The 18,196-nt window shown below is 49.4% G+C and carries 14 protein-coding genes and 1 pseudogene; 6 read left to right on the top strand and 9 right to left on the bottom strand.

What is annotated here, in order from left to right:
* Positions 1 to 118: 118 nt before the first annotated feature.
* The 5 genes from ppc (at position 119) to AC0L4K_RS02205 (ending at position 6,516) form a co-directional block, all read left to right on the top strand.
* Positions 119 to 2,725 carry a phosphoenolpyruvate carboxylase gene (gene ppc / locus AC0L4K_RS02185; protein WP_473268041.1) on the top strand — a complete coding sequence of 869 codons (2,607 nt, stop codon included), beginning with the start codon at positions 119 to 121 and terminating at the stop codon, positions 2,723 to 2,725.
* 446 nt (positions 2,726 to 3,171) lie between these two features.
* Positions 3,172 to 3,828: an adenylate kinase gene (adk, locus tag AC0L4K_RS02190; RefSeq protein ID WP_417224940.1), complete on the top strand. Its 657-nt coding sequence runs from the start codon at positions 3,172 to 3,174 to the stop codon at positions 3,826 to 3,828.
* A 98-nt stretch (positions 3,829 to 3,926) separates the two neighbouring features.
* Positions 3,927 to 4,973, top strand: a complete 1,047-nt coding sequence (hemH, locus tag AC0L4K_RS02195; RefSeq protein WP_473268042.1) for a ferrochelatase — start codon at positions 3,927 to 3,929, stop codon at positions 4,971 to 4,973.
* On the top strand, positions 4,963 to 5,703 hold the full coding sequence (gene rlmB / locus AC0L4K_RS02200) for a 23S rRNA (guanosine(2251)-2'-O)-methyltransferase RlmB (protein WP_417224992.1): 741 nt from the start codon (positions 4,963 to 4,965) through the stop codon (positions 5,701 to 5,703). Before hemH ends, rlmB begins: the two co-directional genes overlap by 11 nt.
* Before the next feature lie 336 nt (positions 5,704 to 6,039).
* Positions 6,040 to 6,516, top strand: a complete 477-nt coding sequence (locus AC0L4K_RS02205; protein WP_417224936.1) for a hypothetical protein — start codon at positions 6,040 to 6,042, stop codon at positions 6,514 to 6,516.
* A 112-nt stretch (positions 6,517 to 6,628) separates the two neighbouring features.
* On the opposite strand, the gene AC0L4K_RS02210 is transcribed toward AC0L4K_RS02205, so the two are convergent.
* A complete protein-coding gene (locus tag AC0L4K_RS02210; RefSeq protein ID WP_417224934.1) occupies positions 6,629 to 7,825 on the bottom strand; it encodes an acetate/propionate family kinase in 1,197 nt (398 codons plus the stop codon).
* Between the two features lies 1 nt (position 7,826).
* Complete coding sequence (locus AC0L4K_RS02215) at positions 7,827 to 8,768, bottom strand: bifunctional enoyl-CoA hydratase/phosphate acetyltransferase (protein ID WP_417224932.1); 942 nt, start codon at positions 8,766 to 8,768, stop codon at positions 7,827 to 7,829.
* 366 nt (positions 8,769 to 9,134) lie between these two features.
* Here AC0L4K_RS02215 and AC0L4K_RS02220 point away from each other — a divergent pair, with 366 nt between their 5' ends.
* Positions 9,135 to 9,500 (top strand): histidine triad nucleotide-binding protein, encoded by a 366-nt coding sequence (locus AC0L4K_RS02220; RefSeq protein ID WP_417224930.1) that lies wholly within the window; start codon positions 9,135 to 9,137, stop codon positions 9,498 to 9,500.
* A 53-nt stretch (positions 9,501 to 9,553) separates the two neighbouring features.
* On the opposite strand, the gene AC0L4K_RS02225 is transcribed toward AC0L4K_RS02220, so the two are convergent.
* The 7 genes and pseudogenes from AC0L4K_RS02225 to AC0L4K_RS02255 all read right to left on the bottom strand — a co-directional run bounded on the left by AC0L4K_RS02225 (position 9,554) and on the right by AC0L4K_RS02255 (position 18,093).
* A complete protein-coding gene (locus tag AC0L4K_RS02225; protein WP_473268043.1) occupies positions 9,554 to 11,071 on the bottom strand; it encodes a SpoVR family protein in 1,518 nt (505 codons plus the stop codon).
* 4 nt (positions 11,072 to 11,075) lie between these two features.
* Positions 11,076 to 12,349, bottom strand: a pseudogene (locus tag AC0L4K_RS02230) (YeaH/YhbH family protein).
* Positions 12,350 to 12,388: 39 nt separating this feature from the next.
* Positions 12,389 to 14,311, bottom strand: coding sequence for a PrkA family serine protein kinase (locus AC0L4K_RS02235; protein WP_473268044.1), 1,923 nt, complete (start codon positions 14,309 to 14,311; stop codon positions 12,389 to 12,391).
* Positions 14,312 to 14,488: 177 nt separating this feature from the next.
* A complete protein-coding gene (locus tag AC0L4K_RS02240; RefSeq protein ID WP_473268045.1) occupies positions 14,489 to 15,604 on the bottom strand; it encodes a dihydrolipoamide acetyltransferase family protein in 1,116 nt (371 codons plus the stop codon).
* Entirely contained in the window at positions 15,601 to 16,584 is a 984-nt protein-coding gene (locus AC0L4K_RS02245) for an alpha-ketoacid dehydrogenase subunit beta (protein ID WP_473268046.1), read from the bottom strand. Before AC0L4K_RS02245 ends, AC0L4K_RS02240 begins: the two co-directional genes overlap by 4 nt.
* Complete coding sequence (gene pdhA / locus AC0L4K_RS02250; RefSeq protein ID WP_473268047.1) at positions 16,577 to 17,665, bottom strand: pyruvate dehydrogenase (acetyl-transferring) E1 component subunit alpha; 1,089 nt, start codon at positions 17,663 to 17,665, stop codon at positions 16,577 to 16,579. The genes AC0L4K_RS02245 and pdhA overlap by 8 nt, the downstream gene beginning before the upstream one ends.
* Before the next feature lie 11 nt (positions 17,666 to 17,676).
* Complete coding sequence (locus tag AC0L4K_RS02255) at positions 17,677 to 18,093, bottom strand: hypothetical protein (protein ID WP_473268048.1); 417 nt, start codon at positions 18,091 to 18,093, stop codon at positions 17,677 to 17,679.
* Positions 18,094 to 18,196 lie beyond the last annotated feature (103 nt).

Genomic DNA, 18,196 nt, shown 5'->3' on the forward strand with positions numbered 1-18,196 from the left:
TCGTGTAGTATCAATGTTATTGTGTTAACAGTGCTTTAGTTATTATCCTGTGGATAACGCATATGGATTTAATAGTGCTGCATTAACAATACTTTGCAGATATGACAGGGGACGCTGAATGACAACGCTTCACGAAGACCTGCGGGACGATGTTCGGATGTTAGGGGACTGCCTTGGGCAGACCATTGTGGCCCATAAAGGCCAAGCATTCCTAGATAAAATCGAAACCATTCGAGCCCTATCGAAGGCGGGGAGATCATCTGGTAAACCTGTCGCTGACGAGCTGCTAAAAACACTCAGCGAGCTCGATGATGATGATTTATTGCCAGTCGCCCGGGCATTTACTCAGTTTCTTAATCTCTCCAATATTGCTGAAGAACATCACCGCGTGCGTCGCCGCTCTGGGGTGATGGATGTATGCACCAGTGACTCTTTCTGCGGTTTGCTTGGTCGTTTATTGCAGCAAGGGTCAAGTAAGCAGCAGATTGCCGATGCGGTCTGTAATATGGATGTTGAGTTGGTGTTAACAGCCCACCCGACAGAAGTTAACCGGCGTACCCTGATTCAGAAGTTTGATTCGATTACCGATTGCCTACAGCGTATTGACCGGGGTGAGGACCTACGTCACCGGCTGCATGATTTAATTAGTCAGGCTTGGCATACCGACACTATTCGTAAACAAAGACCGACGCCCGTTGATGAAGCCAAATGGGGCTTTGCGGTGATTGAGAATTCCCTTTGGGAGGCGGTGCCGGTATTTTTGCGGCATATTGATCAGCAACTATTTGCTGCCACCGGCATTCATCTTCCCTTGACCCGCTCGCCGGTTCGGTTCGCGTCTTGGATGGGGGGCGACCGGGATGGCAACCCAAATGTTACCTCCGTGACCACGGAAAAAGTCTTGTTGTTATCCCGCTGGATGGCGGCCGACCTCTATATAAAAGATATCGAGCGCTTGCGCACCGAACTATCGATGAATCAGTGCAGTGAGGCGATGCGACAGCGGGTAGGCCCTCACCCTGAACCTTATCGAGAATTACTGCGAGAGGTGAGTCAGAAGTTGAGCCAAACGAAACATTGGGTCACCGAACGGCTGGATGGGCATCCTGTTGATAATGAAGGTGTTTATATTCTACCGGAGCAACTACTTGAACCCTTGCAGTTGATCGACGCTTCGTTGCGCGCCTGCCAAATGGAAGTGATTGCCGATGGTTTATTGAGCGATACCATCCGTCGGGTCGCTTGTTTTGGCATGATTTTGGTGAATCTCGATATCCGTCAGAATGCTGATCGTCACGCTGAAGTATTAGATGAGTTAACGGGCTTCTACGGTATTGGTTGTTATAGTGAGTGGAGCGAAACCAATAAGCAGATGTTCCTGCTGAAAGAGCTGCAGGAAAAACGTCCGCTGTTTCCCCGCGACTGGCAGCCCTCTGCGGATGTGCAAGAGGTGCTGGATACCTGCAATGTGGTGGCACGGGAAGAGCCTAATTCGTTAGGGTCTTACGTGATTTCGATGGCTAGTCAGCCTTCGGATGTACTGGCGGTTATTTTGCTGCTGAAAGAGAGTGGCATTCAGCACAATATCCGCGTGGCCCCCTTATTTGAAACCCTAGATGATTTAGATAATGCCGAGAACTGTATCCGGCAACTGTTGGCGATTCCTTGGTATAAAAACTATACCGAAGGTCATCAGGAAGTCATGATTGGCTATTCCGATTCGTCCAAGGATGCCGGCCAACTGGCGGCAGCGTGGGGCCAGTATCGGGCTCAAGAAGCTCTGACTAAGGTTTGTCAGGAATACGATGTACATCTAACCCTCTTTCATGGTCGTGGTGGCACGGTGGGGCGGGGAGGCGGTCCAAGTCATACCGCTATTCTGGCGCAACCGCCGGGCTCTGTTGCCGGCAGCTTGCGGGTTACCGAGCAGGGGGAGATGATTCGGTTCAAATTCGGCGTGCCAGAGATCGCCGTGCGCAACCTCGAACTCTATACCTCGGCAACGCTTGAAGCGACCCTAGCTCCGGCTCCGGGCCCTAAACCTGAGTGGCGTCAGTTGATGGATGAGATGTCGCAGGCTGGTTTAACAGCCTATCGACAGGTGGTACGCTTTGATCCTCAATTTGTACCTTACTTCCGTTCGGCTACACCGGAGCAGGAGCTGGCAAAACTACCGCTGGGGAGCCGGCCTGCTAAACGTAAAGCGGATGGAGGGGTGGAGAGTTTACGAGCAATTCCGTGGATCTTTGCCTGGACCCAAATTCGTCTAATGTTACCCGCATGGCTCGGCAGTGATGTGGCCTTGCAGCAAACGCTCGATAAAGGGCAGTTTGAGTTAGTGCAGACGATGCGTAGGGACTGGCCTTTTTTCCGTTCCTATATGGATATGTTAGAAATGGTGATGGCGAAGTCTGATGGTAACATCGCCGCCTATTATGAAAAACGGCTGGTCTCCGAAGAGTTAGGGGTGCTGGGTGCTGATCTTCGTTGTCGGTTGGCAAATACGATCGAGCTGGTGAAGAAGATCAAACAGCAGGATGTTCTTCTGGAGCATAGCCCGGTTATTCGTCAGTCGATCGAGGTGCGTAATCCTTATATTGATCCACTGCACTTTCTTCAGGCAGAACTGCTATACCGTGATCGAAATCAGCCGGATGAACGCTTAGAACAGGCGTTGATGATCACTATGGCGGGTATCTCTGCGGGGATGCGCAATACCGGTTAGATTGCTCTCAGCCTTCGTTGTAATGGTGCAATAGGGCTGAGTTGATGATTGATTGGGCAGGTAAAGATTGAGAGGCGGCGTTGTCTGACAGGCCTTTTTGAAAGAAGTTGTCGTTCGACGCGATTGATAACAAGGGTCAACAAAAGCGGATCTTATCCCTTTGGGGGGTTGCTACCTTAGACCGTTTTGACTACCCTCGATCGTTCTTTTTTCGCCCTTGTGATGTAAATATTACGATATTGGCGAAAATAGCCTCCCATGATTGGTAACATTTAGGTGTAGATTGTAGGTCGAATGTCCAATTGTGCGTAGCAGGCATAGGGTTATAGTGTGACACATTGCCTTTCAGGAAAATTTCAGCCGGTGGTTATCCAATAAGCGCCAGGCACTAAGGTTTTAGATTATAAGCTTTTGAATTATAAAATTAGAAACGGAGCAATCCTTACATGCGAATCATTCTTTTAGGTGCCCCTGGTGCCGGTAAAGGCACTCAGGCCCAGTATATCTGTGAAAAATATAGCATTCCTCAGATCTCTACCGGCGATATGCTGCGTGCAGCAGTCAAAGCGGGTACGCCTTTGGGTATCGAAGCTAAAAAGGTAATGGATGCGGGTGGTTTGGTATCCGATGATATTATTATCGGTTTGGTGAAAGAGCGTATCACCGAGTCTGACTGTGCGAATGGTTTTCTGTTTGACGGCTTTCCACGCACCATTCCTCAAGCGGATGCAATGAAGGATGCCGGCGTTGCTATCGACGCCGTGGTTGAGATCGATGTGGCTGACGAAGAGATTATTAAGCGTATGGCGGGCCGCCGTGTTCACCCGGGTTCTGGTCGTACCTACCATGTGATCTTTAACCCACCGGCTGCCGAAGGCAAAGATGATGTTACCGGTGAAGATCTGGTTCAGCGTGAAGATGATAAAGAAGAAACCGTGCGTCAGCGTTTGGATGTTTACCATGAACAGACTGCGCCATTGATCACGTATTATAAAGGTTGGTCAGAAACGGCGACTGCGGATGCACCGAAATATAACTATATTCCGGGTGTTGGTGGTGTCGAAGATATTCGTGATGCAGTGTTTGCATCATTAGAAAAGTAACTCTTTGTTGAGTTTATGAAAAACCGCTCCTCTGAGCGGTTTTTTATTGTCTGCGATTCCGCGATAATAGCGCTTTGCTTTTAATCGGAAATAAACTGATGTCTCAGCCCAAAACAGCGGTGCTGTTGGTCAACCTTGGCTCGCCTGATGAGCCGACGCCAGCAGCGGTTCGCCGGTATCTTAAAGAGTTTTTGTCGGATCGCCGAGTGGTGGAAGGCAACGGTATTATGCGATTGGTTTGGTTGACGGTGCTAAATGGCATTATTCTGACCTTTCGTCCCCGCAAGGTTGCTAAACTGTATGCCTCAATCTGGGATCAAGACTCCCCGTTGCGGTTGATATTGAATCAGCAAGTTGCGGCATTACAATTAGCATTACAGCAACAGATGCCGGTTCAGAATATTCAAGTTTATTCGGCGATGACCTATGGCAATCCGGGTTTAACTGCGCGACTCGAAGAGCTAAACGAAGCAGGTTATAAGAAGATTCTAGTGGTGCCGCTGTATCCTCAATATTCGGCAACCACCACCGCGCCTATCTATGACCTAATCGCTCGCTTTCAGATGAAGACCCGTGATTTTCCCGATATTCGGGTTATTCATGATTACCATGATCATCCACTTTATATTCGGGCACTGGCTGAGTCGGTACAGGCTTTTCAGGCGAACAACCCCCACAGTGATAAGTTGATACTGTCCTATCATGGTATCCCCCAGGAGTATGCCGCTAAAGGTGATCCTTATCCCGAGCATTGCCATCGTACCTCGGAATTACTGGCAAAAGCATTGGGGTTGGTGGCAGATCAGTGGCAAACGACGTTTCAGTCCCGTTTTGGACCAAAAGCTTGGTTGCAGCCCTACACCGATAAAACCCTTGAAGCGCTACCGGAGCGCGGCGTGAAAAAGGTGGATATTATCTGCCCCGCCTTTGCCGCCGATTGTTTGGAAACCCTCGAAGAGATCGCCGTCGAAAACCGGGATGTGTTTGTCGGAGCGGGTGGCGAACAATATCAGTATATTCCGGCATTGAACGCCGAGCAGGGTATGATTAATCTGCTGGTGGCACTGGTACAAGAAAATAGCACTGGCTGGTTTAACCAAGCCGGTACCGTTAATGAACAGAAAGAGACAAACGATGCGTCCTGAATATATCTTTGGTATCCACGCGGCCAGCACCACGCTGCAACGTGACAGCAAGCGGGTTAAAGGAATGTGGGTGCTTAAAGGGCGGGTTGATGGGAGGATGCAGACGCTGCTGGACTTGGCTACTGAAAAAAACATCAGCATCGAACGGGTGAGTCGTAAAGAATTGGATGCGATGGCCGAAGAGGGTGTCCATCAGGGTGTAGTGGTTGCTTGTGAGCCGATTCAAGCTAAGAATGAGCAGTTCCTTGATGCGATGTTGGATAAGTTGGAAGAGCCCGCTTTTCTGTTGGTGCTCGACGGTGTTACCGATCCACATAATCTAGGGGCGTGTTTACGTACTGCCGATGCGGCTGGCGTGCATGCGGTTATTGCGCCGAAAGACAAATCAGCCCCTTTAAACGCCACGGCGAGTAAAGTGGCCTGTGGTGCGGCAGAAGTGATGCCTTATGTACTGGTGACCAATCTTGCTCGTACCCTGAAAGAGTTACAGCAGAAGGGCATCTGGGTCACGGGCACGGCCGGCGAAGCCGATACTCTGATCTATGATGCGGATTTGAAAGGTCCGATGGCATTAGTAATGGGGGCTGAGGGACAAGGAATGCGTCGTTTGACCCGCGAACACTGTGACTTTCTGGTGAAGATTGATATGGCCGGAGAGGTTTCATCACTGAACGTCTCGGTTGCTACCGGCGTTTGTTTGTTTGAAGCGGTTAGACAACGAAAAGCCTAAGCTTTTCGTTGTCTACAGACGTGACTGTTGACTGTGATTTTTTCAGCGATTAGCTTGAAAATAATGGTTGGTTGTCTTTGCTCGACTGGGCGTAGGTTTGCAGTCGACCACGCGTCGGCGCGGCGTTGTCGTTTGAGTGGTGACCGCCTTCAAACCGCATGCCAGCGGTTATTCGACGTTTGCCCTTAATACTCGTTTGTAGCACACTCAGTTGATGACAATGTTCGATCGAGCTAATGCTGCGGATCAACATCGCCTATACACTGCATGACATTAAGCAAGACAAAACAGTGGCACTTAGTCAGTTGACAAAAATAACGATAAGACGAGGCAATAATGAAGCACATAATCGGACTATTAGCGTTAACCTCGAGTCTGTCTGCCATGGCAGTAGAGGGCTATCAAGATATCTATCTTGATAAAAAGGCTGACATTATTATTCATGGTGTTATGTGTGGCGATGATTTAAATAATCTTAATAAACTCAAACCCGCCAATGTTTATACCAATACCGCTGAGATCGAGAAGGGTACCTATTACTTTAGCTCGGCATACGGGGAATATTCACTCACGTTTAATCCGACCGACAATGACGCGGTGATGGCTCGTGGACTGTTAGCCGCCGGGAAAACTTCAACACAGGATATGGAGAAAAAACTCTGTATCGTGAAAGATGTCGAAGGCTTGCCAACTGCGTTGAGGGGGTATTTGAAAAAAGTAACGCTGAAAGCTAACGATCCAAATTGGGCACAAACAATGAAAAATTACGCGCTGGTGGCGGGTAAGCCTGCTTTTGGTAAGGGAGAATATTAACGCCGGGTTTCGTATGCTTGGTTGGTAAAAACAGAGAGCCAGTGGCTCTCTGTTTTTTTGCCATAGGACTGTCGCTAGCCGCGCAGTGGCGGTCTAGCGATGCTGAGCAGTTTTAGCTTTCAGCGGCGGCTAAAATGTTTTCCGTATGCCGGGCGATCATGGCTTCTTCATTGGTGGGGATTACCCGAACAATGACGGGGCTGGTGGCTTTGCTGATAATCGCTTCACTTTCTTGGTTGGCGCTTTTGTTTAGCTTAACACCGAGCCAGCCGAGTTGATCACAGACCCGTTTACGTAATGAACTATCGTTTTCGCCTACGCCAGCGGTAAATACCAGTTGATCCAAGCCTTGTAAAGCGGCGCTCAGGCGTCCGATTTCCAGTGCCGCACGATAGACGAACATGGCAATAGCTTCTTCCGCTTCGGGTTTATCCGATTTTTTCAGTTCTTGCATATCAGAACTGATGCCCGAGACACCCAACCAACCGCAGTCCTTATAAATAAAGCTTTCTAGTTGGTCTGTATTCATCTGGTAGTTACGCTGCAGATAGAGCAAGACTCCAGGATCAATATTGCCGGTACGTGTGCCCATCGGCAGGCCTTCTACGGCGGAAAATCCCATAGATGAGGCAATCGACTTACCCTCTTTGATGGCACACATGCTAGAGCCTGCGCCTAGGTGACAGACAACGGTTTTAGCGCTTTCGGCGCCATCACCGATTTTATTCAGTGCGTGTTGAATAAATTCATAGGATAAACCGTGGAAACCATAGCGGTGTATGCCTGCTTCGGTGAATTTTCGCGGAATGGCATAATGCTGTTCTACATCGGGCTGATCCGAGTGGAACATGGTATCAAAACAGAGAATTTGAGGTAGGTCGGGTTTAAGGTGTTGGCAGGCACGGATCAATTTGATGCTATAGGGCTGGTGTAATGGCGCTAATGGAATGAGATCTTCAAGGTTCTTGAGTATCTCGTCATTAACAACAACCGGCTTACTAAACAATTCACCGCCATGTACCACCCGATGACCAACGGCTTTGATATCGCTATCGGGTAGGTTTTTGTGAACCCATTGTATGACTTCATCAAGGCAGGATTGATGACGGTGATCAATGGCTATCTCTGTCATATCCAGTTGATGCTGTTCCAATATCTCTCCTTTAGGGGACATCACCTTCATTGTCGGCGTGTTGAGGATATTGCTTAACTTAATCGTATACACATTATCCGCAATATCATCATGACGAAAAAATAGCGCACACTTTAAGCTGGATGAGCCGCCATTGACGGTTAGAATCAGACTCATGTTATTTTTTCTCCTGTGGATGCAGAACCATATGTGATGCGAGAGCGCAGGACGCTAAACGTGTAAGGGTACCTTCAGCGCGGCTGTTGAGAATAATCGGCGCCCGTGCACCTAGAGCGATCCCTGCTGATTTCGCATCGGCAAGGTAGATCAACTGCTTAGCGATCATGTTGGCGGCTTCCAGATCGGGTGCCAATAGAATATCAGCATCGCCGGAAACCGGGGATGAGATGTGTTTATCGATGGCCGCCTGTAAGGAGATCGCATTATCAAAGGCGAGTGGTCCGTCTAGAATACCGCCGGTGATCTGTCCTCGGTCAGCCATTTTGCATAACGCAGCCGCGTCAATGGTGCTTTGCATTGAGGGTTTTACTTTCTCAACAGCTGCCAGAATGGCGACTTTTGGTTCTTTGATGCCTAGGGCATGACAGAAGTCGATGGCGTTTTGAACGATATCTTGTTTGGTGAGTAGGTCCGGCATGACGTTAATGGCGGCATCGGTGATCATCAAAGGCTTATGATAGTTTGGTACATCGAGTACAAAAACATGACTCAGACGGCGCTCGGTACGGATCCCCTCGGTTTTATGAATCACAGCGCTTAGTAGTTCCGAAGTGCCTAAGTCTCCCTTCATTAGGGTTTCTGCGCGAGCCTCACGGATCAGTCGTACCGCTGCTTCAGCCGCTGCATGGCTGTGCTCGACATCGATCAGTTCATAGTCGTCGATGTTTAATTCATATTTATCGGCTGCAGCCTTGATCTTAGCGGATGGGCCTACCAAAATCGGTACGATCAAGCCTCGCTCAGCTGCTTCAATTGCGCCACTCAAACCGTTATGTTCGACGGGATGTACCACTGCGGTGGTGACGGGGCGCGCTTTTACTGCTTCTTCAATAAAGAATTCAAGTTGATTATGAATAGGGGGCTTATCTGAAAGAATCATGGCAATACTCCAAGTGCTCAGTCCTGATTTCCGAGTAGGTCTTCTACGGTCTTGGACACAGGATTGTCGCGATATTAATTATATATTCGGTTTTGTTTCGGTTTGTCGCTGAACGTATGACAAGTGTATGAATTTCTTATGATGCGGTGCAACAAGAGAAATGACTAATACAATGATTCTATAACCAATGATAGGGTGTTTTCTATGACGCAGGTGCGGAAAAATGATTTTTGTTGCAGCAGAGTAACCATACTGTGGGAACGGCAGACTGTTGAACCGTGGTTCTGTCGTTGATAATTTAACTTGAACTCTATCCCGCCCAGATGATGTAATCCGGTGAATAGTTTTTAGCGAAGGGTGAGAGAAATGGACTGTCTATTTTGTAAAATACTGAATAAAGAGATTCCGGCGGAGATTATTTATGAGGATGATAAAGTCATCGCCTTCAATGATATTAATCCACAGGCACCAACCCATGCGCTGGTTATTCCTCGCAAGCATATCGCGACATTAAATGATATTGAGCCACAAGACTGTGACCTAGTGGGTCATATGGTGCTGGCGGCCGGTAAGATCGCAGAGCAGCAAGGGTTTGCGGCTGATGGTTATCGTACCGTGTTTAACTGTAACAGCCACGGCGGCCAGACTGTTTATCATATTCATCTACATGTATTGGGCGGAAAACCAATGGGGTGGCCGCCTTATCAAGACACGTTAAAAGTGCCGGTATAGCCGTATCAGGATAGGGAAAAAACCGCCATGGCGGTTTTTTTTATGGCTGGCGATCAGGCGACGGCATCGACGTTGACTTTAGCTGGGCAGTGACGTTCCTGTTCCACATTGCCGTCGGGAGAGACGGATTCTAAGTGAATATCAAAGCCCCAGAGTTGGTGCAGATGTTTCAGTACCTCATCCGTATCTGGGTCGAGAGGTTGTTGGTTGTGCATATAGTGACGCAGGGTTAGAGAGCGATCGCCTCTGATATCGACATTGTAGATCTGGATATTGGGTTCTCGATTGCCGATATTATAACTCGCCGCTAGATCTTCACGTACTTTCTGATAACCAATATCGTTATGGATCGCGCTAATTTGCATGGTACTGAGCGCAGCGTTATCGGTAATGGTAAATAGTTTGAGTTCCCGCATCATATGGGGCGACAAATATTGCAAGATGAAGCTCTCATCTTTGTAATTGCGCATGGCATGCTGCAGGGTTTCATTCCAATCACTGCCAGCGATGTCGGGAAACCATTCGCGGTCTTCATCGGTGGGGTTTTCACAGATGCGGCGGATATCCTGCATCATGCCGTATCCGAGCGCATAAGGATTGATCCCGTTAAAATAGGGTGAGTCAAACGGTGGCTGGTAGATAACGCTGGTGTGGGAATGAAGGAATTCCATAATAAAGCCGTCGGTGACTAGCCCTTCATCATGCAGGTGGTTGAGGATGGTGTAGTGCCAGAAGCAGGCCCAGCCCTCATTCATAACCTGTGTTTGTCGCTGAGGGTAATAGTATTGCGCTATTTTTCGGACGATCCGCACAATTTCCCGTTGCCAAGGTTCGAGTAATGGGGCATTTTTTTCGATGAAATAGAGTAGGTTCTCTTCGGGGTCTTTGGGAAAACGGGGCGCCTTATCTTGAATAACTTCATCCTTTTTCGGGATGGTGTTCCAAATCTGATTAAGGTGACGCTGAATATATTCTTCCCGATCCAGTAGACGACTCTTTTCTTCCTCAGGGGTGACAGGTTGAGGGCGCAGGTAGCGATTAACGCCATAATTCATCAGGGCATGACAGGAGTCCAGCATCTGTTCGACGGCATCGACACCATGCTGTTCTTCACATTTGGCGATGTAGTTTTTGGCAAACAGGAGATAATCAATAATGGCAGAGGCATCGGTCCAGGTTTTGAACAGATAGTTACCCTTAAAGAACGAATTATGGCCATAGCAGGCATGAGCGATAACGAGTGCCTGCATAGTCATGGTGTTCTCTTCCATTAAGTAAGAGATGCAGGGATTCGAGTTGATAACGATCTCATAGGCCAGCCCCATCTGGCCGCGTTTATACTGCTGCTCGGTAGAAACAAACTGTTTGCCAAACGACCAGTGGTTGTAATTAAGCGGCATACCGACCGACGAATAGGCGTCCATCATCTGCTCGGAAGTGATAACCTCGATCTGATTAGGGTAGGTATCCAGCCCGTAATGTTCGGCGACCCGAGCGATTTCCTGATCATACTTTTGAATCAGTTCGAAGGTCCATTCTGAACCGGTGGAAATGGGCTCTCGCTGTTTCATAGGCTCACTCCTTTTTCTCAAACAGTTTACGAAACACCGGGTAGATATCGGAAGCCTCTACGATGGTTTGCATGGCAAAGGTCTCACCGAACTTTTCTCGTATCTGTTCATACTCTAACCAGAGGTTTTGGTGCGGTCCGGTGGTGATTTCGACGTAGGCAAAATATTGCACCATCGGTAGAATTCGTTGCTCTAACACTTGACGACACAGATGCGAATCGCCATCCCAGTTATCGCCGTCGGATGCTTGGGCGACATAGACGTTCCAGTCGCCGGGAGGGTAGCGTTCTTGAATGATTTCGGCGCTTAGGTTGAGGGCACTTGAGACGATGGTGCCGCCGGTTTCCCGGGAATAGAAAAACTCCTCTTCGTCGACCTCTTTAGCGTGGGTATGGTGGCGGACAAACACCACCTCTATTTTTTTATAGCTGCGGGTTAAAAATAGATAGAGCAAAATAAAGAAGCGTTTGGCGGTATCTTTAATCGACTGTGTCATTGACCCCGACACATCCATAACGCAAAACATCACCGCTTTAGAGCTTGGCACCGGGGTGCGGATTAGATTGTTGTATTTAAGATCGAACTCATCAATGAAGGGCATCCGTTTGATGCGCTTATTGAGGGTTTTGATCTCTTCATTGAGGGCGGCAATTTGCAATACCGTCTCTTGGCTGGGCGGCAAGCCCTCTAAGGTTTTGATCTCAGCTTTAAGTTCGCGTATTTTGCGTCGCTCTTTACCAGAAAGTGCGATTCGTCGAGCGTTAGCGGCCCGCAGTGAGCGCACCACATTGAGTTTGTCGGGTGAGCCAACACTGGTGAAGCCTGCCCGACGTACCTCAAAGCTGGTGGCATCGCGCAGTTGTTTTTTGATCATATTAGGCAGTTCGAGGTCCTCAAACATAAAGTCGAGAAACTCTTCCTGATTGATCTGAAAGGTGAACTCATCCTCTCCTTCGCCCTGATTGCTTGCCTGTCCCTGACCAGAACCGCCACCACCGCCGCCTTCGGGGCGTTTAATTTCATCGCCCACCACAAACTCTTTGTTGCCGGGGAAAACCCGCTGGCGAATGCCACCACTGCCATGATGAAAAACCGGTTCGGAAATATCCTTGCTGGGGATACTGACTTCGCCTCCCCGGTCAATATCACGGATGCTACGGGTATTTACCGCGTCCTCAACGGCCCGCTTAATATGTTTCTTGTAGCGGCGTAGAAAGCGCTGTCGATTAACAGTACTTTTTTCTTCGCATTGAGGCGGCGGTCGATGATATAGCTCATACAGCGCTCTCCTGATCAGACCCGACTTAGGTAAACCCCTTATTGGGATTTACGCACTCTGATGTACCATTCTGACAGCAGCCGGACCTGTTTCTCGGTATAACCGCGTTCGGTCATTCGCTTCACAAATTCACTGTGTTTATTCTGATCCTCAGTGGAGGCTTTCGGGTTAAAGGAGATAACGGGCAGCAGATCTTCGGTATTGGAGAACATTTTCTTCTCAATGACCGAGCGCATCTTCTCATAGCTGTTCCACGCTGGGTTTTTACCATCGTTCTCGGCTCGCGCCCGTAATACAAAATTAACGATTTCGTGGCGGAAGTCTTTAGGATTACTGATGCCAGCAGGTTTTTCGATTTTTTCCAATTCTTCGCTGATGGCTTGACGGTTGAGGATATCGCCGGTGTCTGGGTCGCGGTATTCCTGATCCTGAATCCAGAAGTCAGCATAGGTGACATAACGGTCAAAGATGTTCTGGCCGTATTCTGAATAGGACTCAAGGTAGGCGGTTTGAATCTCTTTGCCGAGATATTCGATATATTTGGGTGAAATATACTCTTTCAGATAGCCAATCAGTCTGTCATGGGTCTCTTGCGGGAACTGTTGCTGTTCGATCTGTTGCTCAAGCACATACATCAGATGAACCGGGTTCGCAGCGATCTCCGTGGAATCGAAGTTGAATACCTTGGAGAGAATCTTAAACGCAAACCGGGTGGAAATACCCTCCATACCCTCATCGACACCGGCATTATCTTTGTATTCCTGCATCGATTTAGCTTTAGGATCGGTATCTTTTAGATTCTCGCCGTTATAGATCCGCATTTTGGAATAGATATTGGAGTTTTCTGGCTCTTTGAGACGCGACAGCACGGTAAATTGCGCCAACATATTCAGTGTGTCGGGGGCGCAGGGTGATTGAGCAAGAGAACTGTTTTCAAGCAGTTTCTGGTAAATTTTCACCTCTTCAGAGACCCGCATACAGTAGGGTACTTTGACAATATAAACCCGGTCGATAAAGGCCTCATTGGTTTTGTTGTTCTTGAAGGTTTGCCACTCAGATTCGTTCGAGTGGGCCATGATAATACCATCGAAGGGAATGGCTGCCATCCCTTCGGTACTGTTGTAGTTACCTTCTTGAGTGGCGGTTAGCAATGGGTGCAGCACCTTGATCGGCGCCTTAAACATCTCGACAAATTCCATCATGCCTTGGTTGGCATGACACAGGGCACCGGAGAAACTATAGGCATCGGGGTCGTGTTGGGGGAACTCTTCGAGCATACGAATATCGACTTTACCCACGAGACTGGAGATATCCTGATTGTTTTCGTCACCGGGCTCGGTTTTGGCAACCGCAATCTGGTTGAGAATAGAGGGGTAGAGTTTTACCACTCTGAATTGCGAGATATCACCACCAAACTCATGTAGGCGTTTCACCGCCCAAGGTGACATCAGGCCTTTGATATAACGCAGCGGAATATTGTATTCCTCTTCAAGGATAGCGCCGTCCTCTAAAGGGTTAAATAATCCCAAGGGTGATTCATGAATTGGCGAGCCTTTAATCGCATAGAAAGGAGTATGCTCCATCAGCGCTTTTAGGCGTTCGGCGAGTGATGATTTACCGCCGCCTACCGGCCCGAGTAAATAGAGTATTTGTTTGCGTTCCTCGAGACCTTGCGCGGCGTGTTTAAAGTAATCCACAATCTGCTCGATCGCATTCTCCATGCCATAGAACTCATAAAACGCAGGGTAGCGGCGGATCATTTTGTTGGAAAAAATGCGACTGAGCTGAGGATCGCGGGAAGTGTCGATCAGCTCTGGTTCACCGATCGCGGACAGTAAACGTTCTGAGGAGCTAGCATAGGCCAGCGGGTCATTTTTACAAATTTCGAGATACTCCTGCAGGGAGTATTCCTCTTCCTGTTTGGAGTCATAACGCGCTTTATATCGTTCAAAAATACTCATATGCCACCTTCCTGCTATAGTCTGACCTTGTTAGGCTAACGTCGCAAATAGCCCGAAATTGATTGAGGGCTTAGATCATCTACTCACACCATTTCTTTCTATAAGCTTAGTTCATGGATAGCTAGTGGGTAGAAAATCTGTAATTTTTTATCCTCGTTTTGGTTAAAAATATTTTAATTAACTAATTGATTCTTCGGCTAAATCGTCTATTACAGCACGTAAAAACCTTGCAGCTTCTCCTCCGGTTGCGGCCCGGTGATCGAAGGTCAGTGACAGCGGCATTACCCGGTGTATAACGACTTTACTGTCGACTGGAATGACCTGTTCTCGAATCACGCCTGCCCCGAGAATCGCCACAGTGGGTGGTACGACGATCGGACTGGCGTAGCGCCCAGCAATGGTGCCGAAATTACTCAGGGTGATGCTGGAACCCTGAAGTTCAGCCGGTGGAATGGTACGTTGGACTACATCCTCTCTCAGACGATTTAGCCCTGCACGGATATCTTTTAGGCTTCGATTGCCGATATCTCGTAGCACTGGTACGAACAATCCCTGATCGGTATCCACCGCGACGCCTAGATTAATTTGATTTAGCATTCTTCGTGCCAGTTGCTGGCCATCGAACCAGACGTTGAGGGCCGGTTCTGCCTTACAGCCCGCGGCTACCGCATGAATCAAGCGGATGGTGATATCTTCGGCGACAGCCCAGGAGTGAATGTCTACGTCTTCGTAAAGGGTGACGGGAACGACGTTGGCGTGGGCGAGTGTCATATTACGAGCCATCTGTTTGCGTACGCCCCGTAATGGTTCAGCCTTACCGTGGGTGCGGTCGGTTTTGGCCAGCCGTTCAATATCATCTGCAGTGAGCTGGCCATCTTGGCCGCTACCTTGAATATTATGGGTTGCAACATCCAGACGATGGGCGAGTGAACGCACCGCGGGCGTCATTTTTTGTCGATAAGCTTGCGTGCTAGGCGCGGCTCCGATAAAAAAATGGTCGGTCGATGCGCTGTCGGATGCCTGTTTTAGCTCGCCCACCACGGTGCCGCTATCATCCTCTTCGCCGGCAAACTCCAGCAGAGGCTCTCCGGTGTGAATGGTGTCGCCTGCTTGGCCGAATAGGTGGGCAACCACGCCATCCTGAGGTGAAGGAATCTCAATAATCGCCTTTGCTGTTTCCACGGTGGCTAAGATTTGATCGGTTTTGACCGCGTCACCTTCGTTGATTTTCCATTCAACAATTTCAGCTTCGGGGAGTCCTTCCCCAAGGTCGGGTAGCTTGAAATATTTCATGAGAACTCCAGTGTGCTATTAACCGCATCAATAATATCGGCGGTATTGGGCAGATAGTGGTTTTCCATTCGATAGTAAGGCATCACGGTGTCATAACCGGTTACCCGCGTGATGGGGGCTTGCAGGCTAAGTAAGCCGCGCTCAGCTAAGGTAGCTGATATTTCCGCGCCGACGGCGCAGCTTTTTGGCGCTTCGTGAATAATCACACAGCGCCCTGTTTTCGCCACGGAGGCGAGCATCGTTTCATGGTCAATGGGGTTAAGTGTCACCACATCGATGACTTCGCAGCTAACCCCTTGTTTGGCGAGTTGATCGGCGGCTTCAAGAGTTTCCTTGATCATCGCTCCCCAACTGATCAGGGTGATATCGTTGCCCTCCCGCAGGGTATAACAGCTATCCAATGGCAGTGCTTTACCGTTATCTTCAACCGGTTGTGCGTTGAGTCGATAGATCCGCTTAGGCTCCATAAACAAGACCGGGTCAGGATTACGGATAGCGGCTAATAGCAGGCCATAAGCTCGGGCCGGCGATGACGGGATAACCACCCTAAGCCCGGGTATGTGGGCGAACAGCGCTTCGGTGCTCTCTGAATGATGCTCGGGTGCATGAATGCCGCCGCCGAAGGGTACCCGTAAGACCATTGGGCAGTGAAGCCGTCCGCGGGTACGGTGACGTAACCGGGCAGCGTGACAGATAAGATGCTCCATGGTAGGAAAAATAAAGCCCATAAATTGAATTTCGGCGACGGGTTTCAGCCCCTGGGCCGCCATCCCGACTGAGAGCCCCGCAATCATAGTTTCGGCCAGCGGGGTATCGAGCACGCGTTTGATACCAAAAGCTTCCCGTAGGCCGACGGTGGCGCGGAACACGCCGCCATTCACGCCGACATCCTCGCCAAGAATCACCACCGTATCATCCCGTTGCATTTCTGATCGTAACGCGAGGTTGATCGCTTCGACCATGGTCATTGTGTCACTCATGATGGTTACCTCCCGGTTGAGCATGACGGATCAAACGCTCGCGCTGCTCTTTCAGTGCCTCTGGTAGCTCGGCATAAAGAAAGTCGATTAAGTGTTCAACCGGTTGATTCGGTTGTTGTAAATAGCGATTTAAGCCCTGTTGAATCATCTGTCCAACTTCACTTTGCCAAGCGGATTCTTGTACTTCATCCCACCATCCTCGTTGATGCAGGAAGGTTTGTAGGCGTTTAATCGGCTCTCGCTCCCAGGCTGCTTTGAGTTCGTCGTTACTCCGGTAGCGGGTCGCATCATCGGCGGTAGTATGATCCGACAAACGATAACTGATCGCTTCGATCAGTGTGGCGCCTTTGCCTTCTCGAGCGTGTTGTAGTGCATTACTGACCGATTCATGCAGTGCTATCACATCATTCCCGTCAACCTGCTCACCACGGATACCTGCACCGATCGCCTTTTGGGCCAATGTCGGTGCGCCGCACTGCAATGACCGGGGCACCGAAATCGCCCATTGATTGTTATTAACCATAAAGACAACGGGGAGCTGCCATGCGCCGGCGACATTAAGGGCTTCCATAAAGTCCCCTTTTGAAGTGGCACCATCGCCGCAAACGGTGACTACGGCGCGCTTTTCTGCTCTTATTTTGATGGCGGTTGCTACGCCGGTGGCGTGCAGCGCTTGGGTTGCAATGGGCACGGCGTTTGGAAAGTCTTGTCCCATCGCCGCCGAGGCATTACCTCGTTCATCACCGCCCCAGTAACTGAGCATGTCTTCCATTGATAACCCCCGGAGCATCTGTACCGCATGGTTACGGTAGTAGGGAACTAACACATCATCGGCCTGCATCTGCTCACCCAGCACCACTTCGATTGCTTCAGCCCCCAGTAGAGAGGCATAGGTGCCCATCTGGCCGGTACGCTGCAGGGCAATAATTTTGTGATCGAGCTGTCGTGCCAGCACCATATTACGGTAGTAACTGACTAAGGTGTCTGGCTGTTCTGCCCAGTTGGGTAGTGGTTGTAACGGCTCGCCGCTGGCGGATAAATAACGATTAAAATTGATCTGAGCCTGATAGACGGTTTCCATTTTCGGCCTCCTTAGGCGGCGTACGCTTCTGCCAGACGAGCTTGCTGAGTAAGCTTTTCAGCTCTGAGATCGGCGGTTGTGCTGGTGTTTTTATATTGGACATTGGCCTGAGGGTAAGGCCGGTTCACAGTGCCACTCATCAGAGTGATGTTGTGGGTAATCACGGTATGAGGTTGTCGACTGTGGTGTAAGGCAGCGAAGGTTAGTCCGCCGGCATTGACCGGATAGTCAGGTGTATCGAGTATGCCGCGACAAGGTAGGGCTTTGCCTGGGTGCCTAGCGGCCCGTTGACTATTAGTCGCAGCGGCGATTATGGCGTATTGTAAGCGCTTGCTCGCCGCCGGGGTGATAATTGTCTGCAAGTAGTCTGTTGGATCTTGCCAAATAGCTAGATCCTGTAAACCGGTGTTTTCCATCTGTCTAAACATGACGGGATCCTCCGTGCGCGTTTCAAACGTTGGAACTACTTAATGTCTCTATCGGTGAAGGTGGTTTTGTTCGCCACGCTTTCAGCTCGATGTGTGATCGACC

The organism is Amphritea sp. GJ51-11, from assembly GCF_055808735.1.